Annotated in this window: 28 protein-coding genes; 12 read left to right on the top strand and 16 right to left on the bottom strand. The window is 62.8% G+C overall.

All coding sequences use genetic code 11. The features are described 5' to 3' along the window. The first annotated feature begins 27 nt into the window (after window positions 1–27). Both FJ978_RS06490 and FJ978_RS06485 read left to right on the top strand, forming a co-directional pair. Window positions 28–423 carry a VOC family protein gene (locus FJ978_RS06490; protein WP_013893002.1) on the top strand — a complete coding sequence of 132 codons (396 nt, stop codon included), beginning with the start codon at window positions 28–30 and terminating at the stop codon, window positions 421–423. Beyond that, on the top strand, window positions 420–860 hold the full coding sequence (locus tag FJ978_RS06485; protein WP_140571073.1) for an EVE domain-containing protein: 441 nt from the start codon (window positions 420–422) through the stop codon (window positions 858–860). Before FJ978_RS06490 ends, FJ978_RS06485 begins: the two co-directional genes overlap by 4 nt. Here the strand turns inward: FJ978_RS06485 and FJ978_RS06480 are convergent. The 4 genes from FJ978_RS06480 to sppA form a co-directional block, all read right to left on the bottom strand. Beyond that, entirely contained in the window at window positions 857–1,822 is a 966-nt protein-coding gene (locus tag FJ978_RS06480; protein WP_140571071.1) for an ornithine cyclodeaminase family protein, read from the bottom strand. The two genes, FJ978_RS06485 and FJ978_RS06480, sit on opposite strands and share 4 nt — an antisense overlap. Window positions 1,823–1,859: 37 nt before the next feature. Next, a complete protein-coding gene (locus FJ978_RS06475) occupies window positions 1,860–2,204 on the bottom strand; it encodes a DUF1049 domain-containing protein (protein WP_140571069.1) in 345 nt (114 codons plus the stop codon). Between the two features lie 36 nt (window positions 2,205–2,240). Then, window positions 2,241–2,525 carry an integration host factor subunit beta gene (locus tag FJ978_RS06470; protein WP_006200394.1) on the bottom strand — a complete coding sequence of 95 codons (285 nt, stop codon included), beginning with the start codon at window positions 2,523–2,525 and terminating at the stop codon, window positions 2,241–2,243. Window positions 2,526–2,605: 80 nt separating this feature from the next. Next, the gene (gene sppA / locus FJ978_RS06465; RefSeq protein ID WP_140571067.1) at window positions 2,606–3,562 is read right to left on the bottom strand and encodes a signal peptide peptidase SppA; all 957 of its coding nucleotides are present in this window, start codon (window positions 3,560–3,562) and stop codon (window positions 2,606–2,608) included. 357 nt (window positions 3,563–3,919) lie between these two features. Between sppA and lptC the strand changes: the two genes are divergently transcribed. The 6 genes from lptC (at window position 3,920) to ptsN (ending at window position 9,404) form a co-directional block, all read left to right on the top strand. Then, on the top strand, window positions 3,920–4,633 hold the full coding sequence (gene lptC, locus FJ978_RS06460; RefSeq protein ID WP_140571065.1) for an LPS export ABC transporter periplasmic protein LptC: 714 nt from the start codon (window positions 3,920–3,922) through the stop codon (window positions 4,631–4,633). After that, a complete protein-coding gene (locus FJ978_RS06455) occupies window positions 4,620–5,210 on the top strand; it encodes an LptA/OstA family protein (RefSeq protein ID WP_140571063.1) in 591 nt (196 codons plus the stop codon). Before lptC ends, FJ978_RS06455 begins: the two co-directional genes overlap by 14 nt. After that, complete coding sequence (lptB, locus tag FJ978_RS06450) at window positions 5,210–6,028, top strand: LPS export ABC transporter ATP-binding protein (protein WP_013893009.1); 819 nt, start codon at window positions 5,210–5,212, stop codon at window positions 6,026–6,028. The genes FJ978_RS06455 and lptB overlap by 1 nt, the downstream gene beginning before the upstream one ends. A gap of 325 nt (window positions 6,029–6,353) precedes the next feature. Next, complete coding sequence (gene rpoN, locus FJ978_RS06445; protein ID WP_140571061.1) at window positions 6,354–7,880, top strand: RNA polymerase factor sigma-54; 1,527 nt, start codon at window positions 6,354–6,356, stop codon at window positions 7,878–7,880. A 345-nt stretch (window positions 7,881–8,225) separates the two neighbouring features. Then, window positions 8,226–8,810, top strand: coding sequence for a ribosome-associated translation inhibitor RaiA (gene raiA / locus FJ978_RS06440; protein ID WP_013893011.1), 585 nt, complete (start codon window positions 8,226–8,228; stop codon window positions 8,808–8,810). Between the two features lie 129 nt (window positions 8,811–8,939). Further along, entirely contained in the window at window positions 8,940–9,404 is a 465-nt protein-coding gene (ptsN, locus tag FJ978_RS06435) for a PTS IIA-like nitrogen regulatory protein PtsN (RefSeq protein ID WP_013893012.1), read from the top strand. A 153-nt stretch (window positions 9,405–9,557) separates the two neighbouring features. Here the strand turns inward: ptsN and FJ978_RS06425 are convergent, their stop codons facing one another. Beyond that, a complete protein-coding gene (locus tag FJ978_RS06425; RefSeq protein WP_013893013.1) occupies window positions 9,558–9,812 on the bottom strand; it encodes a DUF1150 family protein in 255 nt (84 codons plus the stop codon). Between the two features lie 76 nt (window positions 9,813–9,888). Further along, window positions 9,889–10,314, bottom strand: coding sequence for an Hsp20 family protein (locus tag FJ978_RS06420; protein ID WP_013893014.1), 426 nt, complete (start codon window positions 10,312–10,314; stop codon window positions 9,889–9,891). Window positions 10,315–10,637: 323 nt separating this feature from the next. Between FJ978_RS06420 and FJ978_RS06415 the strand changes: the two genes are divergently transcribed. Continuing rightward, window positions 10,638–11,579 carry a nucleoside hydrolase gene (locus FJ978_RS06415; protein WP_140571057.1) on the top strand — a complete coding sequence of 314 codons (942 nt, stop codon included), beginning with the start codon at window positions 10,638–10,640 and terminating at the stop codon, window positions 11,577–11,579. A 177-nt stretch (window positions 11,580–11,756) separates the two neighbouring features. Here FJ978_RS06415 and FJ978_RS06410 read toward each other — a convergent pair whose 3' ends face one another. The 8 genes from FJ978_RS06410 to FJ978_RS06375 all read right to left on the bottom strand — a co-directional run bounded on the left by FJ978_RS06410 (window position 11,757) and on the right by FJ978_RS06375 (window position 17,907). Beyond that, on the bottom strand, window positions 11,757–12,371 hold the full coding sequence (locus tag FJ978_RS06410) for a LysE family translocator (protein ID WP_013893016.1): 615 nt from the start codon (window positions 12,369–12,371) through the stop codon (window positions 11,757–11,759). A gap of 114 nt (window positions 12,372–12,485) precedes the next feature. Beyond that, window positions 12,486–13,931, bottom strand: a complete 1,446-nt coding sequence (locus FJ978_RS06405; RefSeq protein ID WP_140571055.1) for an amidase — start codon at window positions 13,929–13,931, stop codon at window positions 12,486–12,488. A gap of 1 nt (window position 13,932) precedes the next feature. Further along, on the bottom strand, window positions 13,933–14,838 hold the full coding sequence (locus tag FJ978_RS06400; protein ID WP_140571053.1) for a ribokinase: 906 nt from the start codon (window positions 14,836–14,838) through the stop codon (window positions 13,933–13,935). A 153-nt stretch (window positions 14,839–14,991) separates the two neighbouring features. Beyond that, window positions 14,992–15,480 carry a hypothetical protein gene (locus tag FJ978_RS06395; protein ID WP_140571051.1) on the bottom strand — a complete coding sequence of 163 codons (489 nt, stop codon included), beginning with the start codon at window positions 15,478–15,480 and terminating at the stop codon, window positions 14,992–14,994. Beyond that, window positions 15,449–15,958, bottom strand: coding sequence for a hypothetical protein (locus FJ978_RS06390; RefSeq protein WP_013893020.1), 510 nt, complete (start codon window positions 15,956–15,958; stop codon window positions 15,449–15,451). The genes FJ978_RS06395 and FJ978_RS06390 overlap by 32 nt, the downstream gene beginning before the upstream one ends. Next, window positions 15,925–16,314: a hypothetical protein gene (locus tag FJ978_RS06385; protein WP_013893021.1), complete on the bottom strand. Its 390-nt coding sequence runs from the start codon at window positions 16,312–16,314 to the stop codon at window positions 15,925–15,927. The genes FJ978_RS06390 and FJ978_RS06385 overlap by 34 nt, the downstream gene beginning before the upstream one ends. A gap of 22 nt (window positions 16,315–16,336) precedes the next feature. After that, the gene (locus tag FJ978_RS06380; RefSeq protein ID WP_013893022.1) at window positions 16,337–16,807 is read right to left on the bottom strand and encodes a hypothetical protein; all 471 of its coding nucleotides are present in this window, start codon (window positions 16,805–16,807) and stop codon (window positions 16,337–16,339) included. Window positions 16,808–17,028: 221 nt separating this feature from the next. After that, entirely contained in the window at window positions 17,029–17,907 is an 879-nt protein-coding gene (locus FJ978_RS06375) for a bifunctional helix-turn-helix domain-containing protein/methylated-DNA--[protein]-cysteine S-methyltransferase (protein ID WP_013893023.1), read from the bottom strand. Window positions 17,908–18,022: 115 nt separating this feature from the next. On the opposite strand from FJ978_RS06375, the gene FJ978_RS06370 reads away from it, so the two are divergent. Continuing rightward, window positions 18,023–18,838 carry a class I SAM-dependent methyltransferase gene (locus FJ978_RS06370; protein WP_013893024.1) on the top strand — a complete coding sequence of 272 codons (816 nt, stop codon included), beginning with the start codon at window positions 18,023–18,025 and terminating at the stop codon, window positions 18,836–18,838. Between the two features lie 242 nt (window positions 18,839–19,080). Further along, a complete protein-coding gene (locus FJ978_RS06365) occupies window positions 19,081–19,461 on the top strand; it encodes a pentapeptide repeat-containing protein (protein ID WP_013893025.1) in 381 nt (126 codons plus the stop codon). A 181-nt stretch (window positions 19,462–19,642) separates the two neighbouring features. Here the strand turns inward: FJ978_RS06365 and FJ978_RS06360 are convergent, their stop codons facing one another. Then, window positions 19,643–20,137, bottom strand: a complete 495-nt coding sequence (locus tag FJ978_RS06360) for a DUF2244 domain-containing protein (protein WP_140571049.1) — start codon at window positions 20,135–20,137, stop codon at window positions 19,643–19,645. A gap of 22 nt (window positions 20,138–20,159) precedes the next feature. On the opposite strand from FJ978_RS06360, the gene nth reads away from it, so the two are divergent. Then, window positions 20,160–20,960 carry an endonuclease III gene (gene nth, locus FJ978_RS06355; protein ID WP_140571047.1) on the top strand — a complete coding sequence of 267 codons (801 nt, stop codon included), beginning with the start codon at window positions 20,160–20,162 and terminating at the stop codon, window positions 20,958–20,960. Here the strand turns inward: nth and FJ978_RS06350 are convergent. Continuing rightward, on the bottom strand, window positions 20,957–21,412 hold the full coding sequence (locus FJ978_RS06350; RefSeq protein WP_140571045.1) for a DUF2214 family protein: 456 nt from the start codon (window positions 21,410–21,412) through the stop codon (window positions 20,957–20,959). The genes nth and FJ978_RS06350 overlap by 4 nt on opposite strands. Between the last annotated feature and the right edge of the window lie 115 nt (window positions 21,413–21,527).

Raw genomic sequence — 21,527 nt, 5'->3', positions numbered from 1 at the left:
CGAAACGCTCAGCCCTGGAGAACAGATATGGCAACCCCGAATTTCGTTATCCTCTATGTCGACCAGCCGCTGCGGAGCGGCGCCTTCTATAGTGCGCTGCTGGGACGCGAGCCGGTGGAAAGCGCGCCGACCTTCGTGCTGTTCGTGCTCGACAACGGCTTCAAGCTCGGCCTCTGGTCGCGGCATACGGTGGAGCCGGCGGCCGAAGCGGTCGGTGGCGGCGCCGAGATCGTCTTTGCGCTCGATACGCCTGAGGCGGTCGATGCTGCCCATGCCGACTGGTCCGGGCGTGGCCTGAAGATCCTGCAGGCGCCGACCGACATGGATTTCGGCCGCACATTCGTCGCGCTCGATCCCGACAATCATCGGCTGCGCGTCTACTGGCTGTCCGACGGGGAACAGGCCGACGGGGAAAAGAAATGAGCGCGCATTGGATTGCGGTGGCGTCGGCGCAACATGTCCGGCGCGGCCGCCAGGGCGGCTTCATGCAGGTCAACCACGGCAAGTCGGCACCCCTGCGCCGCGTCAAGCCCGGCGATGGCGTCGTCTATTATTCGCCGACCACTATCCTGGGCGAGAAAGATGGCCTGCAGTCGTTCACGGCGATCGGCACAGTGCGGGAAGGCGAACCCTATCAAGGCGAGATGGGCGGCGGCTTCACGCCGTTCCGCCGCGATGTCGACTGGGTAAGGGCCGAGGAAACGCCGATCAAGCCGTTGCTCGACAGGCTGGACTTCACCACCGGCAAATCGAATTGGGGGTATCAGCTGCGCTTTGGCTTGTCCCCAATCAGCGCGGCCGACTTCGCGGTGATCGCCGGGGCGATGGGTGCCGAAGTGGCCGTGCCGGCGTCAAGCTAGTTCTTGAGCGCCTCATAGACGGCAATGCCGGCGGCAAGATCCTCGAGCGCGGCGCCGACCGATTTGAACAGCGTGATTTCGCGGGCGCTTTCGCGGCCCTTCTTCTGGCCGCGCGCCAGTTCGTGCAAGTCGGCGACGATGGCTTCCGGCTTCAACACGCCCGAGGCCAACGGCTGGACGATGTCGCCGGCCTCCTTGGTGGCGCCGGCGCGGGTGTCGACATAGACGCGGGCGCGCACGATGGCGTCGTCGTCGCTTTCGCGCATCGCCGGCGTGAAGCCGCCGACCAGGTCGACATGGGTTCCGGGCTTGAGCAGTGCGCCCTTGATGAGCGGCGTGGTGGTGATTGTCGCCGAGGAGATAATGTCGGCCTGCCCAAGTTCGGCATCGAGATCGGTCGCGGCGCTGGCCGCGAAGCCCTCGGCGCGCAGCTCGGCCGCGACTTTCTCGGCGTTGGCCGGCGTGCGGTTCCAGATGCGGATGGTCTTGATCGGCCGCACTGCCGAATGCGCCTTGGCGAGGAAGGGCGACAGCGCTCCGGCGCCGACCACGAGCAGCCGCGCGGCATCGTCACGGGCGAGATAGGACGCCGCCAGCGCCGAGGCACAGGCCGTTCGCCACTGGGTCAGCCGCTGGCCGTCGATCAAGGCTTCCGGTTCGCCGGTGGCGCCGTCGAGCAGGAGATAGAGCCCCATCACCGCAGGCTTGCCGACGGCGTTGTTGTCGGGTGAGACGGTGACGATCTTGACGCCGATGTGACCGCCGGCCGAGGTGCCGGCGGCGTTGAAATCGGTCCATGCCGGCATCAGCAGCAAGGTCGAGGCCGCGCCGTCCGGCCGTTCGACAGCGTGATGATGCCTGACCGGCTGCACCGCGCCCTCGCGAAACGCCGTGCGCAATGTCTCGACCAGTCCAGGAAAGATCAGCGCACGGTCGACCTCGGCGGCCGAAATGGTCAGCATGAAAAGCTCCGTTGAACGAAAGACGGCGACCGGCGGTTCAAGCGGTCGGCTTCGGCAATGCTGCCCCTGGGACAGGCTCCTGCGGTGCCGCCGGCGCGCGGCTGACCGCCTGGCGCAGGCTTTCGGCCTCGACGCCGCGCTGGCGCGCCAGCTTGCGGTAACGGCCCTGCTTGACCCAGGTTGCCAGGCTGCCGACGATCATGCCGATGGCGAGAGCCGCGAACAGGAAGATGAACAGTGGCAAGCTCAGCGTCAGCTTTGGATTGCCTGGGTTGAACGGGTCCAGCGTGAAGGCGACGAGTTCGCGGTTGGCGACGGCGAGCGCGATCAGGATGATCGCGAGGGGCACGAAGACCACGATGAGCATGAAACGATTGAGCATTGTGTTTTCCGTCGGAAGCTGGCGCTGACGCCGCGCCTACTTGCCGCCGTTCAGCCTTTCGCGCAGTTCCTTACCGGTCTTGAAGAACGGCACCCACTTCTCCTCGACCTCGACGGATTCGCCGGTGCGCGGATTGCGGCCGGTGCGGGCAGGGCGGTTTTTCACCGAAAACGCACCGAAGCCGCGCAACTCGACCCGGTTGCCTTCGGCAAGCGCGTCGGTGATCTCATCGAAGATCGCGCCGACGATGTTTTCGACGTCGCGCAGGAAAAGATGCGGATTGCGCGTGGCAATAATCTGCACAAGTTCGGACTTGATCATCAGACGGGTCCCCGTGAAAGCACTGCGGTCAAAATTATGAGGATGATTTTATTTGCTTTTTCAGCTGTCCCAAACGGCGCTCAAGGGTGCCAGACGGAAACGAGACCGTCAAGAAACAAGCGGTCGGCGCCAAGTTCATGGATGATGTCGCCGCCGGAATCGGGCAGGCCGAGCGCGCTGCCGATCGTTTTCACCATGGATTTTGACCACAGGAAGCCGCCGCGCCGTTCTGTCTCCTTCCACTCGACCACCTTGAGTTTGGCATCGACCCCCTTGGTCGCCAGCCAGTCGATTGCCACGGTCTCGCCGCCGACAGCGTCGATCAGTCCGTTGGCGACGCCCTGGCGACCGGTGAAGATCGAACCATCGGCCAGCGCCAGCGCTTGCTCATGGGTCATCTTGCGGCGCTCGGCAACGATGCCGACGAACCAGTCGTAGCTGTCGAGGATAAGCTTGCGGACCATGGCGCGCTCGTCGTCATTGGTCGGCTTGAAGGGCGAGGGCGAGGCCTTCAGCGGCGAGGATTTCACCTCTTCCAGCTTGACGCCGAGCTTGTCCATCATGCCGCTGACGTCAGGATACTGGATCAGCACGCCGATCGAGCCGACAATCGAGGTCTTGCGGGCGACGATGTGATCGGCGGCACTGGCGATCATGTAGCCCGCCGAAGCGGCGAGCGTGCCGACCTCGGCCACGACAGGCTTGTCGGCGGCCAGCTTGCGCACCTCCTCGTAGATCGATTCACCGCCGACGGTGGTGCCGCCGGGCGAATCGATCGCCAGGATCACGCCCTTCACTTTCGACGACTGGCGGATGGTCTCCAGCCGCTTGATCAGTTCGTCATCCTCGGTGATGGTGCCTTCGATCCTGACCTTGGCGATATGGTCGACCGTCGCGCCGCCGAAATCGTCGCCATAAAGCCAGGCCGACAGCGCAATCACCCCGAGGGCCACGATGCCGAAGGCCGCGACACGCCAGAATGTCAGCTTGCGCCGCAAACGGCGGCGGTCGATCAGGTCGTCGGCTCTTAGTGCCATGGTCAGCCTCACAGTCGGCGGGAAGAGACGCTTTTAGACCATGATGTCCCTATCGGGAAGCAGTTCCGTCCTTTTACGGCGCGGCAATCCGCGCACGGCGTTTCCATGCGGTCGGTTTTGTGGATGGCCCGCGCAACGCACGCAAGATGAGCCGAGGCGCGCCAGTCATGAAAAAACGACGCAAGGGCGTCCATTTCTGCTATGAAGCAGCGGCTGTTGTGCTGACCTCGTTTTCGTTTGTACAACGACAGCTGTCACATTTTTGCGGTTTTCGTGGGCTTGTGCTTGCTTGAGAGCGCTGGCGTCCCACCTATAGGCGGTGCTCCCCGGCGGGCGGGGTTTTAGAAGAAAGCAGTCATGTTAGCGCGAACGATTGAACCGACCAGTCCCGAGGCGGAGTTGGCGCCCCCGGCGGATGACCAGACGCGGGGCGATGCGTTCGACCGCGCCCAGCGTCATTCGCGCCGCGTGCGGGTGCTCAAATTCGCCGTGCCCTTGGCCGCGGCGCTGATCGCCGTCGCCTTCCCGGTCTATTCCTATCTCGCCGCACCCGTTTCCGTCGCCGTGCAGGCGGAAGGTACCGCCTTTTCGAATGGCAAGCTGGTGATGGCCAATCCCAAGCTCAACGGTTTCACCAAGCTGAAGCAGCCCTATTCGATGACGGCCCTGCGGGCGATACAGGACGTCAGCACGCAAGGCATCATCGAGCTTGAGGGCATAGACGCCAAGGTGCCGATCGCGCCCGACAATGTCGCGGCGGTCAAAGCCTCGCACGGTACCTACGATCGCGACGGCAATACGATGAAACTGAACAGCGATGTCACGATCACCACGACAGACGGCTTGCAAGCCAAGTTCAAATCGGTCTTCCTCGACATGGGCAAAGGCACTATGAAGACGGATGATCCCGTCGATGTCAGCCGTGGCGGGTCGCAGATCACGGCGGATTCGATGTCGGTCCAGGACAATGGCAAGGTCCTGGTGTTCGAGAACAAAGTGCGCGTCAACATCGATCCCGCCGCTCTGAAGGCGGCTGAGGCAAAGGGCGAAGAAGCGAATGTGGCTCAATAGTTCGACACGGCTGGTGGCCGCAACGTCAGCGCTGCTCCTGCTGGGCCTGGCACCGTCGTTGGCGCAGTCCGGTGCCGCCAGCCAGATGTCCGGGCTCAAACTGTCCGGAGACCAGCCGATCCAGATCGAGAGCGACAAGCTGGAAGTCCATCAGGCCGACAGCACCGCAATCTTCACCGGCAACGTCACCGTCGTGCAAGGGGCTACCATGATGAAGGCCGGCAAGATGACCGTCTACTACGTCAAAGATCCCAACGCTGGTGCCAAAGGCACGGAAGCCGCCGGCGCGGCGGCCATGACCGGCTCAGCCAACATCGATCATCTCGAGGTCAGCAGCAAGGTCTACATAAAGTCGAACGACCAGGTCGCCACCGGTGACAACGGAACCTTCGACATGAAGACCCAAGTGCTGGTGCTGTCGGGGAAGGAAGTCGTTCTCTCGCAAGGAGACAACGTTCTCAAGGGCTGCAAGCTCACCGTGCAGATGAAGAGCGGCCTGGCCCAAGTCGACGCCTGTGGCGGTCGTGTCATCATGTCGATCACGCCGCCGCCGAAATCGGGAGCGACGAACCCCTGATGGCCAGCCTGTCGTCGCTGACGGCACGTCTTCCGGGACGAGCCGCAGCTAAGCTTTCGGCTCCGGCCACGATCACCGTCGACAAGGCGAAGTTCAAGGGAACCTTGATCGCCAAGGGTCTGACCAAGAGCTACAAGGGCCGCAAGGTCGTCAGTGGCGTCACGCTCGGCGTGCGTGCCGGCGAGGCTGTGGGGCTGCTTGGCCCCAACGGCGCCGGCAAGACCACCTGCTTCTACATGGTCACCGGCCTGGTGCCGGTCGATGAAGGCACGATCGAGATCGACGGCTTCGACGTCACCTCGATGCCGATGTACCGCCGCGCTCGCCTCGGCATCGGCTACTTGCCGCAGGAAGCATCGATTTTCCGTGGCCTCAACGTCGAGCAGAATATCCGCGCCGTGCTGGAAGTGGTCGAAAAGGACCGCAAGGTGCGCGAGCGCAACCTGGACGAACTGCTCGAGGAATTCCACATCAGCCATCTGCGCAAGGCGCCATCCATGTCGCTGTCTGGCGGCGAGCGGCGGCGCCTGGAAATCGCACGCGCTTTGGCGACGCGCCCGGCCTACATGCTGCTCGACGAGCCCTTTGCCGGTATCGATCCGATTGCCGTCGCCGACATCCAGCAGCTTGTGCGCCACCTGACGGCGCGCGGCATTGGCGTGCTGATCACCGACCACAATGTGCGTGAGACGCTCGGCCTGATCGATCGCGCCTACATCATCCACGCCGGCCAGGTGCTGACCCATGGCCGGGCCGATGAAGTGGTGGCAAACCCCGACGTGCGGCGACTTTACCTCGGTGAGGGTTTTACGCTGTAAGCGGTTCACCGTTTCACGGAAACGCTAAGCCGCTCAGCCTTTTGTCGTGACGCAATTCCCTGGGGAAAGCGTTGGGTGCTTTTCCCAGGGAAGGCCGTCTGACACTTTGCCTGGAATCGCTCTGAGCGTGAAATTTGTTTCCTGACACGATTTTTGGCGCGTTGCGGCCCGTTTTTCCGCGATTTTGCTCCGGGATAACGCTCCGGTAAGCGGGTTTTGCTAGCCTTTGCCTTGACAAGCAAAAGCCGGGCCAGTTTCTATGGCCGGCCGCGAAAATTCTTTTCCGGATGTCCGGATGCGTAGACGAGGCGTTTGAAACCGAACCATGGCGTTGGCGGCCAAACTACAGCTCCGACAATCGCAGTCGCTGGTGATGACACCGCAGCTGATGCAGTCGATTCGGCTGCTGCAGTTCACCCATGTCGAACTCGAACATTTCATCGACGAGGAGATCGAGCGCAACCCCCTCCTGGAGCGCGCCGAGCCGCAGGACGATGCCGTGGGCGACCTGGCGCAGAAAACCGAGGCGGAGCCGCAAGCGGCCGCCGAAGGCGACTGGTTCGAGAACGAGGCGGGCTGGAGCGCCGAGGCGATCTCGGAAAAGCTCGATACGTCCCTGGAAAACCTGTTTCCCGACGACCCGGGCACCAGCGAGCGGCTCGGGCCTGACCTGACGGCGCAATGGAAATCGGCTTCCGGCAATAGCGGCGGCTCCTCGTCCGAAGGGCTCGATGCCGGCGACATGGCGGCGAGCGCCATCACGCTGCGCGACCATGTCGGCGAGCAAATCGCACTCGCCTTCGTCGATCCCGCGGCACGCCTGATCGCCAGGGAACTCGCCGATGGCCTCGACGAAACCGGCTATGTCAGGGCCGATCTCGCCGAAATCGCCACGCGGCTGGGCGCCGACGCCGCTGCCGTGGGCAAGGTGCTGGTCGTGTGCCAGACCTTCGAGCCGGTGGGGCTGTTCGCGCGCGATCTTGCCGAATGCCTGTCGCTGCAGCTTGCCATGCGTGACCGGCTCGATCCGGCGATGAAGGCCCTGGTCGCCAATCTCGAACTGTTGGCGCGGCGCGATTTCCACGCGCTGAAACGGATCTGCGGCGTCGACGAAGAAGACCTGCTCGACATGCTGGCCGAGATCCGAGCTCTCGATCCGCGGCCGGGCATGGCGTTTTCGGGCGGCGCCAGCGACGCCATCGTCGCCGATGTCGAGGTGCGCGCGGCCAATGACGGCAGCTGGACCGTCGAACTCAATGCCGAAACGCTGCCGCGCGTGCTGGTCGATCATATCTATTTCGCCCAGGTCTCTCCGCACGCCAAGAACCAGGCGGAAAAGGATTTCCTGGCCGAGTGCCTGCAAAACGCCAACTGGCTGACGCGCAGCCTCGACCAGCGGGCAAAGACGATCCTCAAAGTGGCCTCGGAGATCGTCCGCCAGCAAGATGCCTTCCTGGTCCATGGCGTGCGCCACCTGAAGCCGCTCAACCTGCGCACGGTGGCCGATGCCATCGGCATGCACGAATCGACCGTGAGCCGGGTCACCGCGAACAAATACATGCTGACCCCGCGCGGTGTGTTTGAGCTGCGCTATTTCTTCACCGCTTCGATCGCGGCATCGGGCGGCGGCGACGCGCATTCCTCGGAAGCCGTGCGTGACCGTATCAAGCAGATGATCGACGAGGAGAAGCCCGTCGACGTGCTGTCGGACGATGCGATCGTCGACATGCTCAGGGAAAGCGGCGTCGATATTGCGCGGCGAACGGTCGCCAAATACCGGGAAGGCATGAATATTCCATCCTCCGTGCAGCGCCGGCGCGAGAAACGAGCGTTGGCCAGCGCCGGACGCTAGAGGCAATTCCCGAGGGAATTGCGTGAAGGCAAAGAGATGAAGCGGTTCGGCGTTTCCGCGAAACGACGAACCGCTCCAGACGCCCCCGATTTTCCACAGCTTTCGAGCTTCATTGACAAGCCGCGGTGAAGTGGCTAGAAGCCCGCCCGCATGAGACGGGCTCGATGCCCGCTAGCGGATGGTCCGTCACGACAATGACCTCGGGATGGTCAAGAAGGCGGCTTGTGATCAACCGGAAAGTTTGGATTTAAATCGGCGCGAGTGACGCCGCAAAGCTTGTGCGCACGGACCACGAGTATAAACTCTGGCCAGTTTGAAGCCTGAGCAAGGAAGGTCAGTTTTCAGATGAATCTGCGCATATCGGGAAAACACATGGATATCGGCGATGCGTTCCGCACACGCATCAACGATCGTGTCGGCGAAGCAATCGGCAAATATTTCGATCGCGGCTTCGCGGGACACGTCACGGTCATCAAATCGGGCTCGCGCTATTCGGCGGATTGCATGATCCGGCTGGATTCGGGCGCTTCGCTGCAGGCCACCGGCGATGCCCAGGATCCGACGCTTGCCTTCGAGACGGCGGCGGACCGGTTGGAGACCCGGCTTCGGCGCTATAAGCGTCGCCTGAAATCGCACAATTCAGGCTCCGCCAATGGCGATCCGACCAACATCGCCTATACGGTGATGGCGCCGCTGGCTGATGACGACGAGGATATTCCGGAGAATTTCGCGCCGGCCATCGTCGCCGAATCGACCATGACGCTGAAGACAATGTCGGTGGCGTCGGCGGTGATCGAACTCGACACCAAGGACAGCCCGGTCTTCGTCTTCCGTAACGCTGGAACCGACCATCTCAACATCGTCTATCGTCGGCCCGATGGAAATATCGGCTGGATCGACCCGTCCACGACCAAGGTCTCACAAGGGTGACGACAAGAGTCGCACAGGGCGTGACGACAAGGGTCGCACTGGGCGTGACGACAAGGGTCGCACTGGGATAAAAGCCGGCCGCACGAGGGGTGGGGACTGGTGACGGCAGGCGAACAAGGATTTTCAAGTATGGGTCTGAGCGATCTTATCAGCGTTCCGGCGATTTTGCCGGCGTTGAAGGCCAACTCCAAGAAGCAGCTTCTGCAGTTGCTGTCCGAGCGTGCCGCGGCGATTTCGGGCATTCCGGAACGGGAGGTGTTCGACACCATCCTGCAGCGTGAGCGGCTGGGCTCGACCGGCGTCGGCAATGGCATCGCCATTCCGCACGGCAAGCTGGCCGGCGTGAAGCGCATTGCCGGTGTTTTCGCCCGGCTGGAGACGCCGGTCGATTTCGAATCGCTGGACGACCAGCCTGTCGATCTGGTGTTTCTGCTGCTGGCGCCGGAAGGGGCGGGCGCCGATCACCTGAAGGCGCTGTCGCGCATTGCCCGGGTGCTGCGCGACGCCGACACCGTGGCCAAGGTCAGGGGTACGCGCGATGCCACGGCGATCCACGCGCTTTTGTCGGATACGCAGGCCTCGCACGCCGCCTGATGTCTTTTTTGAACGGATATCCAAGGGCCGCGGTGAGCGGCCCTTTTCGTTTCAGCCGGCCAGTCCGCCGATTTTTGTCTTAATGCAATTCCCAAGGGAAAACGCCATGCGTTTTTCCCGGGAAAACCGCCAAACACTCTTCTTGGAATTGCCTTAATGAATGGCGACGGTGGTCAAGTCGTTTTCCATGGCGCCGGCCAGTGCGCGGTCACGCGCGTCGGAAAGCAGGATCGGCTGGCCATTGGCGGCAAACAGGGCCCACAATTCCATGCCGGGCGCGATTTCACCGATGTTGGGGAAGCGGCCGAGCAGTTCATCGCTCGAGACCTTGCGCAGATAAGCGACCGAGCCCTCGCCGAGATGGGCGAATTCGCCATTGGTCATGGTGATATTTTCAGTTCTGGTCATTTCAAGCCTCCTTGGCGCGAGGACGCCGCCCTTTTCAGGGGCATAGGCCATCCCGCATGAGAGCCATCGGTAAAGATCAGTCTTTCACCGATATGTTTATTTTCCGTACCAGCCGTTCGGACTCCGGCCGATCGAGGTCGATCGACAAAAGGCCGTTCTTCAGTTCCGCCGCGATAACCCGCATGCCGTCGGCCAGCACGAAGCAGCGCTGGAACTGGCGCGCGGCAATGCCGCGATGGAGGAATTCGCGCTCGGTGTCGTCGGTCTGACGGCCGCGCACGACCAACTGGTTTTCCTCCGTTGTCACATCGAGATCGCTTTCGGCGAAACCGGCGACGGCGAGCGTGATGCGCAGCCTTTCGGCCTTGCCGTCGGCACCGCTGAGCCGTTCGATGTTGTAGGGAGGGTAGCTGTCGCCGGATTTCGCCAGACGTTCCAGCGTCTTTTCCATGGCGTCGAAACCCAGGAGAAGCGGGCTGGAGAAAGGCGTCATTCGGCTCATGTTACGCTGTCCTCTCAAGAGCGACATAAAGTGGAAAAACCCAGATGGCATTTTTCCCGTTGTCCTTGATATGGTCCGCCCCACGACCAAGTTCAAGCCGTCAAAAGACCCGCCCAAAAAGACCAGGCCTTGGACTCACAGGAATAATCGACGACTCACAGGAATAATCGACATGGCGCTTGAAACGACGCGCGGATGCAAGGAGAAGCGCTGGGGTCGGGATCGTTCCCGGTCGAGCGGTTCGACTGTTTGCAGACGTTTCGGCGTCCTACGGGCGCGTGATCGACCCGGTGAGCTCACGGCCAGCCAAACAAGGAATTGAAATGCCTCAACCACGCAAGATCATCATCGACACCGACCCCGGCCAGGACGATGCCGTCGCCATTCTGCTGGCACTTGGCAGCCCCGAACTGGAGATCGTCGGCATATCCGCCGTCGCCGGCAACGTGCCGCTGAAGCTTACCGAAAACAATGCCCGCAAGATCTGCGAACTGGCCGGCCGGCCCGACATCAAGGTCTATGCCGGCGCCATCCGTCCGCTGGCGCGCGAACTGGTCACCGCCGAGGCAGTGCACGGCAAGACCGGCCTCAACGGGCCGCAATTGCCCGAACCGACGATGAAGCTGCAGGAGCAGTATGCCGTCGACTTCATCGTCGAGACGCTGATGAAGGAAGACAGTGGCACCATCACGCTCTGCCCGCTCGGACCGCTCACCAACATCGCGCTGGCGCTGATCCGCGAACCGCGGATCGCGCCGCGCATCAAGGAAATCGTGCTGATGGGCGGCGGCTTCTTCGAAGGCGGCAACGTCACCCCGACGGCCGAATTCAACATCTATGTCGATCCGCAGGCGGCCGACCTGGTGTTCAAGTCCGGCATTCCGATCGTGATGATGCCGCTCGACGTCACCCACAAGGCGCTGACCACAGCCAAGCGCACGCAGGCCTTCCGCAAACTCGGCACCAAGGTCGGCATCGCCGCCGCCGAGATGCTGGAATTCTTCGAGCGCTTCGACGAGGAGAAATACGGCACCGACGGCGGCCCGCTGCACGATCCCTGCGTCATCGCCTATCTGCTGAAACCGGACCTGTTCAAGGGCCGCAACTGCAACGTCAGCGTGGAAACCGCTTCGGAGCTGACCATGGGCATGACCGTCATCGACTGGTGGGGCGTCACCAATCGGAAAAAGAACGCCATGGTGATGCGCGACATCGACCATGACGGATTTTTCGCGCTGCTGGTGGAAAGGCTGGGGCGGCTTTAGGGGCCGTCCTTTTGCCTTCTCCCCCTGCGGGAGAAGGTGGCCGAGCGAAGCTCGGTCGGATGAGGGGTGCTCCAGGGAACACCAACGTCTCACTCTGCTGGAACACCCCTCATCCGTCTCGGCGCTGCGCGCCGATCCACCTTCTCCCACAGGGGGAGAAGGAGGCAAGGTTCCGCTTCACTTCGACCGTGAAAACGCCAGCCACAGGCCGCCGCCGACCAGGAAGCTGCCGCTGATCCTGGACATGAGCTTGATACGGCTGGCCGACAGCAGGCGCCCGGCGCGGCCGGCAGCGAGCGCATAGGACGAATCCGAGAAGGCGGCGAAGATCATGGCGGTGAGGCCCATGACGGCGATCTGCAGCGAATAATTGCCTTGCGGGGCGATGAACTGCGGGAAGAAAGCGCCGAAGAACACCAGCGTCTTGGGATTGCTCAGCGCCACCAGCAGGCCCTGCAGGAAGAAGCCGCCGCGCGGCTTTCGCGCCGTTCCGTCGGCATTCAGCGTGCCCTTGGAGCGGAACATCTGCACGCCCATCCAGATCAGGTAGGCGGCGCCGATCAGCCTGACCCATTCGAACCAGTGGCCCATGCCCGCGATCAGCGTGTTGAGGCCGATGCCGACGATGGCGATCATGATGGCAAGCCCGGCCTGCGTGCCGGCGACATTGGCAAGGCCGGCGCGGGAGCCGTGGCGGATGCTGTTGGCGATGATCAGCGTGACCGTCGGACCGGGCACAAGGATGATGACGATGCAGGCGAGGACATAGGCGGCGTAGAGTTCCAGCGACATGGATTTTTCCCTTGGAATGCCGCCGATGCGGTGCGGCTGGCGGCAATCAATGCATGGCGGCGATGGCGATGCAAGCCGGCGCGCGAAGCGTTGCGATACGCCGATGCGCCCGGGTCAGGCGCCGGCCTGCCAGGGCAGTGTCGCCTCATAGGCCGCCGCCGCCTTGAGCACGGCGAGGTCGGCGCGCGGCCGGCCGATCAGCTGCATGCCCATTGGCCGGCCCTTGTCGTCGAAGCCAATGGGCACGTTGACCGCCGGGCAGCCGCCCAGCGTGGCGAAGGCCGAAACCTGCATCCAGCGATGATAGCTGTCCATCGCCCGGCCGGCGACCTCGCGCGGCCAGTGGGTGCCGACGTCGAAGGGAAAGACCTGCGCGGTCGGCAGCGCGATGAGGTCGAAGCGATCGAAGATCGACAGCAGCATCCGATGCCAGGACGTGCGGATGACCGATGCCGCGCGGATCTGCGGTGCCGTCAGCCGCATTGCGTTTTCCACCTCCCAGATGGCTTCCGGCTTCAGCAGGCCACGCCTGGAAGGATCGTCATAATGGGTTTTGAGCGCACAGCCGCTGCTGGCCTGGCGCAGCGTCACGAAGGCCTGCCACAGCGCCTCCAAATCGAAATCCGGCTTGAAAGGGTCGGCCAGGAAGGATGCTTCCGCGAACCGGCCGAGTGCCGCCTCGCAGAGGTCGAGGATGCCCGGTTCGACCGGCAGATGGCCGCCGAGATCGCCGAACCAGGCGATGCGGCCGCCTTTCACCGGCGTTCCAAGCTCCTCGAGGAACGAGCCTTCCTTCTCATAGGACAAGGGCGCTTGCGGATGGTAACCCGCCTGCACGTCGAGCAGCAGCGCCATGTCGGCGACATTGCGGCCCATCGGCCCGTCGACGCCCATCTGTGCGTGGAAGACCTCGAAGTCCGGCCCGCCGGGGACAAGCCCCTGCGACGGGCGGAAGCCGTAGACGTTGTTCCAGGCCGCCGGATTGCGCAGCGAGCCGCCGAAATCGCTGCCATCGGCGACGGGCACCATGTCGAGCGCCAGCGCCACCGCCGCGCCGCCGCTCGATCCGCCGGCGGTGAGCGCCGGATCGAAAGCGTTCAGTGTCGGCCCGAATACGGGGTTGTAGGTGTTCGAGCCGAGCCCGAATTCGGGGACATTGGTCTTGCCGATGATGATGGCGCCGGCGCTGCGGATGCGCTCGACGAAGAAATCGTCTTCCTGGGGCACGAAATCGGCGAAGATCGGCGAGCCGAAAGAGGTTCTGAGGCCGGTGGTCGAGGCGAGGTCCTTGATGGCGATCGGCAGGCCGAAGAGCGGGCCTGTATCGTCCTCCCGGCGACTATCGGCCGCATCGGCCTCGCGCAGGATGTCGCCACGGTCGCGCAAGGAGACGATGGCGTTGACCTGCGGATTGACCGCCTCGATGCGGTCGAGGAAGGCCGCCACCACCTCGCGCACGGAAAGTTTCTTGTGCCGGATCGCGGCGGCCAGGTCGATCGCCGACAGGCGGCAGATGTCACCGGCCGGCGGCACGGCATGTTTCGTCTGGGGACGCGTCATTTCAGCTGACTTCCCGCAAGGCTTGATCGACATCCTTGGCCAGCGGGATTGCCGGCTGGGCGCCGGGCTTGAGGCATGCCAGCGAGCCGGCCGCACCGGCGCGCGCCAGCGCCTTGTCGAGCGCAAGGCCGGACGACAGGCCGGCGGCGAAGTAACCGCAGAACGTGTCGCCGGCGCCGACCGTGTCGACAGGCGCGATCTTCATGGCCGGAACAGTCAGGAAGTCGGCTGGCGTCGCCGCCATGACGCCGTCGCCGCCGAGTGTGACGACGATGGTGCGGCCGGTTTTCGCCGCGAAGTCGCGCATGCGTGCCGCCCGGTCGCGGCCGCTCAGCTTCAACGCTTCGCCATAGAGGTCGAACTCGGTCTCGTTGGCGATCGCGTAGTCGGCCTTGCCGAGGAAGGCCGCTGCTTCGCCCTGGAAGGGCGCCGTGTTGAGCACGGTGATGGCGCCGGCCGCCCTGGCCTGGTCGAGTACTGCATCGACGGTCGCCAGCGGGATCTCGTGCTGCAAAAGCACGATATCGCCCTTTTTCAGAAAGGCCTTGGAGAGGTCGCCGGGCAGGACGGAAGCGTTGGCGCCCGGCACCACGGCGATGATGTTCTCGCCGTCATCGCCGACCATGATCAGCGCCGTACCCGTCGAGGCAAAGGTTTCGGCGACGCCGGACAGGTCGACCTTGCCGTCGCGCAGCAGTGCCAGCGCCTCCGCGGCGAAGCTGTCCTTGCCAACGGCGCCCACCATGCGCACTTGGCCACCGGCGCGCGCGGCGGCCAGCGCCTGGTTGGCGCCCTTGCCGCCTGGCGCGGTGGCGAAACTCGAGCCGCTCACCGTCTCGCCAGGGCTCGGCAATCGGTCGACATTGGCGATAAGATCGAGGTTGATCGAGCCGACAACGATAATCAAGCAAGGCCTCCTGCCGGTACAAATTCAAGACGCCGGAGCGTCGCTTGCGCATCCTGCCGACGCACGTCGCTCCAATCGCGCGGGAAGCTAGCCTGTAAGGCCGCAGCTTGCCAGACCACGCGAGTGGTCCAGCCGGATTTGTCCTGCCGGAGCCTATTCGCAGCGCACGGTGACCGTGCCCTGATAGCTGCCGGCAGGAAAGATTCCGCTCGATTTGGTGGCGATGAGGTCGACCTGCATGCTGTGCGTTCCGTTGACGACCTTCTGCGCCACGCTGCCGGTGTTGTCGACCCCGGCACCATCGAGGCGGAAGACCGAGGCAAAGGTCACGTTGGTGCCGCCGCCGCTCGGCGCGGACGAGAATGCGGCAGGCGCTGGGGCCGAAACGGAATAGCAGTCCAGCAGGTTGAACAGGGAGCACAGCAGCGAGCTTGCCACGATGGTCGCGCTCGCGCTCGATCCGCCTGCCTGCTTGGAACTCAGTATGCCGATGGCCGGATTGGCGGTCATCGTCCCCGATCCCCCGACCATGATGGTGCAAGTGCCGATGATAGCGGCCTGCGCCGGAAGGCAAAGGCCGGCAAGTGCGGCAATCGCCAGCAGCGCGCGGTTATTTCTTCTTCTTTTTCCTGCCGTCGCCATTTCCGGTCCTGATGCTCCAGCCTTCATTGGCCCACCCAGGTGACGCGGCCGTGGGCGCGGCGGCGACGCTCGCCGTCTGGCCGTCGGCACCGAGGCCCATCTTGAGAAGTTTCAGCTCCAGCTGCAGGCGCTCGACCTCAAGTTCGTAGAGGCGGCTGCAATCGACACGCTTGGGCGTACGCCCGATCGGGATCACCACGCGGCCGTAGGTGGCGACGTCATTGTTCGACTGGCTGTTGCCTCTGATGACGCCGAGATCGAGATAGGCGCCGCTTCCCGAAACCGCCGAGCGGCAGGTGGTGCCGTCAGCGGCATGAACCTCGTCCTGGCCCTGGGGCAAGGTGACGCCGGGCAGGTTGAAGCCGCTCTCGTTCTGGTTGAGGTTGTAGACATCCTCGGCCAGCACCGGACTGATCCCCGCCGACGCGGCCGCGAGCGCGGCTGTCAGGACTTGCGGCGCCCAAAAAACTTTCCGCATATCTGTGCCCTTATCTGCGTCTGTTGATTGGGGAAGGGGATGCTTTCGGTACAGATACGCACTTTACGCTCGGCGGCGCCGTCGAAGGGCACGACCACAAGGACAGGGCGGGAAGCCTGGGAAGCGAGTTGAAAGGCAGGCGGAGATATCCTGGCGTCCACCGGCTCAAAATCCTGATCGTAGACATGGATTTCGACCTTGATCTTCCGATCGTAGGGATTGGCCGGGAAAACGCGAACCGCGAAGACGTCGGTGAAGCTGTTGACCTCGCCGCGCATCGGCGACATCGACTGGGCGCCGGCGGCAATCGGCAGCAAGCCGAGAGTCAGGGCCATCAGGATTCGAGCTTGTTTCAAGGATACCTCCTTCGCGATGACGCTATTCGCAGCGCAGCGTGACCGTTGCCTGATAGTTTCCGTTCGCGAAGCGGTTGCTGCCGCCCTTGGTGCCGGCGAGATGGACCGAGACGAGGTCGGCGCCGGGTGTGCCGATGCTGGTGGCCGAGCCGGTCTCGGCGATGGAATGCGCGCCGGCGGCGAAGTAGGTCGGCGTCCAGGTGGTCGAGGTGGTGTCGGCGGACGGCACCGTGGTGGTGGTGACGGGATCGACGCTCAGCGACACGCCTCCGGTTGTCGTCAGCGTGACGGTTCCGGCTGAGCCGCCGCTGTTGTGGGAACTGAGGGACTGGAGATCGGGACTGACCATCATCGTGCCATTGGTGGCAACGACAAGCGTGCAGGTCGGGTTGATCGTGCCATTGAAAGTGACGTTCTGCGTTGTGGCCAATGCGGCCCGGTCAAAACAGACAACCAGCAGAGCGGCGCCGAAGGCGGCGCGAAACGACAGCATCGAGACCCTCCTATCAAGCCGGCTCGCCCGAATTAATACAGGTCATCATCGCGGTATCGTGGTTAATTTAGCGTTAACTTAAATAATAGACGAAAATAACATTCGTAATAACCATAGGTTGTTGCTGGTTGCATAAAGGAAAATTCGGAACAACAATCGCAGTAATACTCAATCAGAACGGCATTTATATATTTCTTCGGCGAAAATAGAAAAATCGACATTCACGTCGACACTTGCCCGGCCTCCCATCCAAGGATGGCGCGCTTGCGGGTCAGGCCCCAGTGATAGCCGGTGAGGTCGCCGGACTTGCCGATGGCGCGGTGGCAGGGAACCACGAAGGAGAGCGGATTGGCGCCGTTGGCGGCGCCGACCGCCCGGCTGGCGCTTGGCGCGCCTATGCTGGCGGCGATCGAGGAATAGGTGCGGGCCTTGCCCATCGGGATCTTGAGCAGCGCCTCCCAGACACGAACCTGGAAGTCGGTACCGATCATGACGACATGCAGCGGCTGATCGGGACGCCACAGCGTCGGGTCGAAGATGCGCGCGGCATAGGGGCCGGTCGCGGCCATGTCCTCGACATAGTTGGCGTTCGGCCAGCGGCTTGACATGTCGGCGAAGGCGGTGCGCTCCTCGCCCGGATCGCTGAAGGCAAGGCCGGCAAGTCCGCGGTCGGTGGCCATGATCAGGGCGGTGCCGAACGGCGAGGGGTGATAGCCGTAGCGGATGGTGAGGCCCGCGCCGCGCGTCTTGTAGTCGCCCGGCGACATCGCCTCATGGGTGACGAACAGGTCATGCAGCCGGCCGGGGCCGGACATGCCAAGTTCGAACGAGGTTTCAAGCAGCGGCATGCCGGAATCGAGCAATCTGCGCGCATGGTCCAGCGTCACTGCCTGGAGGAACGCCTTGGGCGACAGGCCGGCCCAGCGGGTGAAGAGTTTTTGCAGGCCGGTCGGTGTCTCGCCGACCTCTTCGGCCAGTTCTTCCAGCGATGGCTGGTCACGGTAGTCGAGGCTGATCTTCTCGATGGCGCGGCGCACGATCTCGTAGTCGCTGCCTTGCGGCGTGATGTCCTTCTCGAGGACTGCTGTGTGTGTGCTCATGGAAGCATCTCCTTGAGCCGGAATATCGCCCCTTGGGGCGCCGATCGCCACCCGAAACTTGCCTTCTTGCGGCGCATACCCAGATAGACACCCAATTTCGAACCACGAGGCACCGATGGCTGGCGAGAAAGTGCATCTGACCGGGGAAAGGGAAACCTTGCTGATGACGCTCTACGGCAAGGCGCTGGAGAGCCGGCTGCCCAATTCGCTGCTGGAGGACCATTTTGCCGACGAGGCGGTTGGCAAGATCGACTATGATTTTGCCAGGCTCAAGGTCGACGTCAATCTTGGCATCGGCCTGGCGATCCGGGCCAAGACACTGGACGTCCACGTGCAGGATTTTCTAGCCAGAAATCCCGGCGCCATCGTGCTGCATCTGGGTTGCGGGCTCGATACGCGTGTCTTTCGGGTCGATCCACCATCAGGCGTGGACTGGTTCGACGTCGACTATCCCGAGGCCATCGAACTCAGGCGCAAACTTTACCCGCCACGCGATCGCTACCATTTGGTCGGTTCGTCGCTGACCCATCCCGATTGGCTGGCTGAAATGCCGCGCAACCGCGCAGCCATCGTCGTGGCGGAGGGGCTGACGCCCTATCTCCCGGCCGAAGAAGGGCCACGCCTGCTTTCGAGGCTTGTCTCCCATCTTGCCGGCGGCGAGCTGATATTCGACGCCTATAGCCGTTTCGGCCTGAAGCTGCTTCGCCTCAATCCGGCGGTCAGGGCGACAGGCGCCGAGGTCCATTGGGCGATCGAGGATCCGCACGAGCTGGAACTGGCGATTCCGAAGCTGCGGTTCGTCGAGGATATCCCAGCCTACAAGCCCGAACACGCCGCCCGCATGGGCTGGCCCGCCAAGCTGTTCGTTCGCCTCTGGAAGCACATTCCCGCATTGCGCAAGATCGGCAGGCTTTTGCGCTACAGGTTCTGAATACGTTGTTTGCCGTAGTTCCCCGGGTTGAACGATGGGCCGCATTCGACCCTTCTCTGCCGCTGGTCGTTATGAATGACGTTCCTCATTCCGGGCGCCAAGGTGGCCAAAGCTGTCGCATGTTTTGGGGAATTTCGCGATGCCAAACTGGCATGGGCTCTTTTCAATTTCAGATTCGACGGTCGCAAATGACTGTGCAATCTGGCATTCTTTAGGCCCAATCATGATTGACCGGAGGAACAATGAGCGATCATCAAGAACACAACCCATTTGATGGCCCTCAGATGCAGGGAATGCATTACGAGCGGGCCGATATGTCGGGCGCTCATTTCGATGGTGTAAACCTCGCAGACGCACGATTTTACGCAGTTTTGACTAAGGCAAAATTCACCGACACCAATTTAAGCGAAGCGCTTTTTGACGATATCAGCCTTGCAGACGCGCGCTTTAACAACGTCAATCTGTCCGGAACCACCATCACGAACGCAAATCTATCGCGATTGACCATACGCGATGTCACATTGGCAAATTCAGACATCAAAGACGCCGATTTGACTGGGATGCGGATCAACGGCGTTCTCGTAACCGATCTATTCATGGCCTATGAACAGACGAAAACCTAAAGAAACCAGACTTGCGCGACAGATTTTTTGCAAACATTGGAAGTCCGCTTTATCGCATCGTCAGCCCGGAAGCTGACTGATCGGTTCACCAAAAGCTGCCCATCCAGGGGAGCCGAACCCACCGACATTAGGACTGGGCACCAGGTCGCGCGCAACCCGTCAAATCCTCTGCGCAGAGCTACTAGCGCGTCTTGGCGGTCGCGAGCGCCAGTGAAAAGGCTGTGGCAAAACTCTCGCGTGACTCGGGATCGAGAAAGCCGCCGATTGGTACGTTCTGGCCTTGCCCCTCGACCGTCATTTTGGTGATCCCGATCTCGGCGTGGCGGGCGACCGAAAACCTTGCCCAGAACGGATTGAAGCGATGCGCTTCCGATTTTCCGGAGGGTGCGGTCTTGCGGATGTCGAGGCTGGTGCGGGAGACCGACACCTCCTCGCGGGCGCGGGCAGCCCGATAGTTGACGCGAAAGGCGATGTAGACGGCAACCACGTCGAGGCCGAAGAAGCCGAACACCGGCCAGGCGCCGCGCGACAGGAAAAACGCGCCCGTCACCAGCCAGCCGAACAGCAGCGCTCCCATCAGCACGAAGAAACCCGTCCTGCCCAGCGACCGGTGTGGGGTCAGCAGTGCCTGGAAGAATGGTTCGTCGGCCTGGAATGAGGCGTTTGTGTCGCTCATGACTGGATATTATAGGAAGGGAATGGCGAGCCCCAAGTCCAAAGAGTCTTCCATGCCCAAAAAAGAACTCGCTCCCGGCCGGCGTGACGGCTCGAACGCCAAACCACGCCCACGTCCGGCACGGGGTTCGTCGCGCTACAGCCCGGCCGAAGTGCACGAGATATTCCGGCGCTTTTCCGTCCAGCGGCCGGAGCCGAAGGGCGAACTCGAACACATCAACGCCTTCACGCTGCTGGTGGCGGTGGTGCTGTCGGCGCAGGCGACAGATGCCGGCGTCAACAAGGCGACACGAGCCCTGTTCAAGGCCGCCGATACGCCGCAGAAGATGCTGGCGCTGGGTGAGGCCAAGGTTGGCGACCACATCAGAACCATCGGCCTGTGGCGCAACAAGGCCAAGAACGTCATCGCGTTGTCCGAAGCGCTGATCCGCGACCATGGCGGCGCGGTGCCTGACGACCGCGACGAGCTGGTCAAGTTGCCCGGGGTCGGACGCAAGACCGCCAATGTCGTGCTCAACATGGCTTTCGGCCAGCATACGATGGCGGTCGACACGCATATTTTCCGGATCGGCAACCGGCTCGGGCTGGCGCCCGGCAAAACGCCGGAGCAGGTCGAGCAGGGGCTGCTAAGGATAATCCCGGACGAATACATGCGCCATGCGCATCACTGGCTGATCCTGCATGGCCGCTATGTCTGCAAGGCGCGCAAACCGGATTGCCCGGCCTGCGTCATTGCCGACATCTGCAAGGCGGAGGTGAAGACGACCAGCATTCCGGCGCCCCTGGTGCCGATCGCTCCGCTCGAAACGGTTGCCGCTGGTTAGTAGCCGTAGCCGCGCGCCATCGCCGCCGCGAAGACCGGGATCAGCAGGAAGACGAAGGCTTCGGCGCGGATATAGGTCTTGACCGAAGCCAGTTCGGTTGCTGGTACGGCGAAGGCTGGATTGGCGCTGGCCTGCCTGTTCCAGGAGATGAAACGGATGGTCGGGATGATCGACAGCAGGCCGACAACACCAAACGCCGCCATCTTGGCCCAGAACACCCAGTTGTAGACGTAGAATTCCCAACCCTTGAGGCCCCAGAAGACACGGCCGATGCCGACGATGATGATCAGCGCAGCGATGATGCCATAGTGGCGGTCGATGCCAGCGAGCCGCTTGAGCGTGGCGGCGGCGAGGTCGCCGCGGATCAGCACGAACTCGGCGCCGATGGTGCCCGCAAGGGAAAACACCAGCAGATGATGGACGATGGCAAGCACAAGGTCAGTGGTGTCCATGCTCATTCCCTTGGGTTTGATGACGGCACCAGAAGGGTGCTTGAATCCGCCTGCCGGGAAAATAACACTCCCGGACAAAATTCCCAGAGCGAGCTTGTGTAGCGCCACGGCGCCC

This window comes from Mesorhizobium sp. B1-1-7, from assembly GCF_006442705.1.
Classification (GTDB): Bacteria; Pseudomonadota; Alphaproteobacteria; order Rhizobiales; family Rhizobiaceae; genus Mesorhizobium; species Mesorhizobium opportunistum.
The sequence above is the reverse complement of the archived record's forward strand: the minus strand, read 5'-3'. Positions and strand labels throughout refer to the sequence as shown.

Bases quoted from the DNA above. Each gene is read 5' to 3' on its own strand.
- FJ978_RS06490 (WP_013893002.1), top strand. From the start codon at position 28: ATGGCAACCCCGAATTTCGTTATCCTCTATGTCGACCAGCCGCTGCGG.
- FJ978_RS06485 (WP_140571073.1), top strand. From the start codon at position 420: ATGAGCGCGCATTGGATTGCGGTGGCGTCGGCGCAACATGTCCGGCGC.
- FJ978_RS06480 (WP_140571071.1), bottom strand. From the start codon at position 1,822: ATGCTGACCATTTCGGCCGCCGAGGTCGACCGTGCGCTGATCTTTCCT.
- FJ978_RS06475 (WP_140571069.1), bottom strand. From the start codon at position 2,204: ATGCTCAATCGTTTCATGCTCATCGTGGTCTTCGTGCCCCTCGCGATC.
- FJ978_RS06470 (WP_006200394.1), bottom strand. From the start codon at position 2,525: ATGATCAAGTCCGAACTTGTGCAGATTATTGCCACGCGCAATCCGCAT.
- sppA (WP_140571067.1), bottom strand. From the start codon at position 3,562: ATGGCACTAAGAGCCGACGACCTGATCGACCGCCGCCGTTTGCGGCGC.
- lptC (WP_140571065.1), top strand. From the start codon at position 3,920: ATGTTAGCGCGAACGATTGAACCGACCAGTCCCGAGGCGGAGTTGGCG.
- FJ978_RS06455 (WP_140571063.1), top strand. From the start codon at position 4,620: ATGTGGCTCAATAGTTCGACACGGCTGGTGGCCGCAACGTCAGCGCTG.
- lptB (WP_013893009.1), top strand. From the start codon at position 5,210: ATGGCCAGCCTGTCGTCGCTGACGGCACGTCTTCCGGGACGAGCCGCA.
- rpoN (WP_140571061.1), top strand. From the start codon at position 6,354: ATGGCGTTGGCGGCCAAACTACAGCTCCGACAATCGCAGTCGCTGGTG.
- raiA (WP_013893011.1), top strand. From the start codon at position 8,226: ATGAATCTGCGCATATCGGGAAAACACATGGATATCGGCGATGCGTTC.
- ptsN (WP_013893012.1), top strand. From the start codon at position 8,940: ATGGGTCTGAGCGATCTTATCAGCGTTCCGGCGATTTTGCCGGCGTTG.
- FJ978_RS06425 (WP_013893013.1), bottom strand. From the start codon at position 9,812: ATGACCAGAACTGAAAATATCACCATGACCAATGGCGAATTCGCCCAT.
- FJ978_RS06420 (WP_013893014.1), bottom strand. From the start codon at position 10,314: ATGAGCCGAATGACGCCTTTCTCCAGCCCGCTTCTCCTGGGTTTCGAC.
- FJ978_RS06415 (WP_140571057.1), top strand. From the start codon at position 10,638: ATGCCTCAACCACGCAAGATCATCATCGACACCGACCCCGGCCAGGAC.
- FJ978_RS06410 (WP_013893016.1), bottom strand. From the start codon at position 12,371: ATGTCGCTGGAACTCTACGCCGCCTATGTCCTCGCCTGCATCGTCATC.
- FJ978_RS06405 (WP_140571055.1), bottom strand. From the start codon at position 13,931: ATGACGCGTCCCCAGACGAAACATGCCGTGCCGCCGGCCGGTGACATC.
- FJ978_RS06395 (WP_140571051.1), bottom strand. From the start codon at position 15,480: ATGGCGACGGCAGGAAAAAGAAGAAGAAATAACCGCGCGCTGCTGGCG.
- FJ978_RS06390 (WP_013893020.1), bottom strand. From the start codon at position 15,958: ATGCGGAAAGTTTTTTGGGCGCCGCAAGTCCTGACAGCCGCGCTCGCG.
- FJ978_RS06380 (WP_013893022.1), bottom strand. From the start codon at position 16,807: ATGCTGTCGTTTCGCGCCGCCTTCGGCGCCGCTCTGCTGGTTGTCTGT.
- FJ978_RS06375 (WP_013893023.1), bottom strand. From the start codon at position 17,907: ATGAGCACACACACAGCAGTCCTCGAGAAGGACATCACGCCGCAAGGC.
- FJ978_RS06370 (WP_013893024.1), top strand. From the start codon at position 18,023: ATGGCTGGCGAGAAAGTGCATCTGACCGGGGAAAGGGAAACCTTGCTG.
- FJ978_RS06365 (WP_013893025.1), top strand. From the start codon at position 19,081: ATGAGCGATCATCAAGAACACAACCCATTTGATGGCCCTCAGATGCAG.
- FJ978_RS06360 (WP_140571049.1), bottom strand. From the start codon at position 20,137: ATGAGCGACACAAACGCCTCATTCCAGGCCGACGAACCATTCTTCCAG.
- nth (WP_140571047.1), top strand. From the start codon at position 20,160: ATGGCGAGCCCCAAGTCCAAAGAGTCTTCCATGCCCAAAAAAGAACTC.
- FJ978_RS06350 (WP_140571045.1), bottom strand. From the start codon at position 21,412: ATGGACACCACTGACCTTGTGCTTGCCATCGTCCATCATCTGCTGGTG.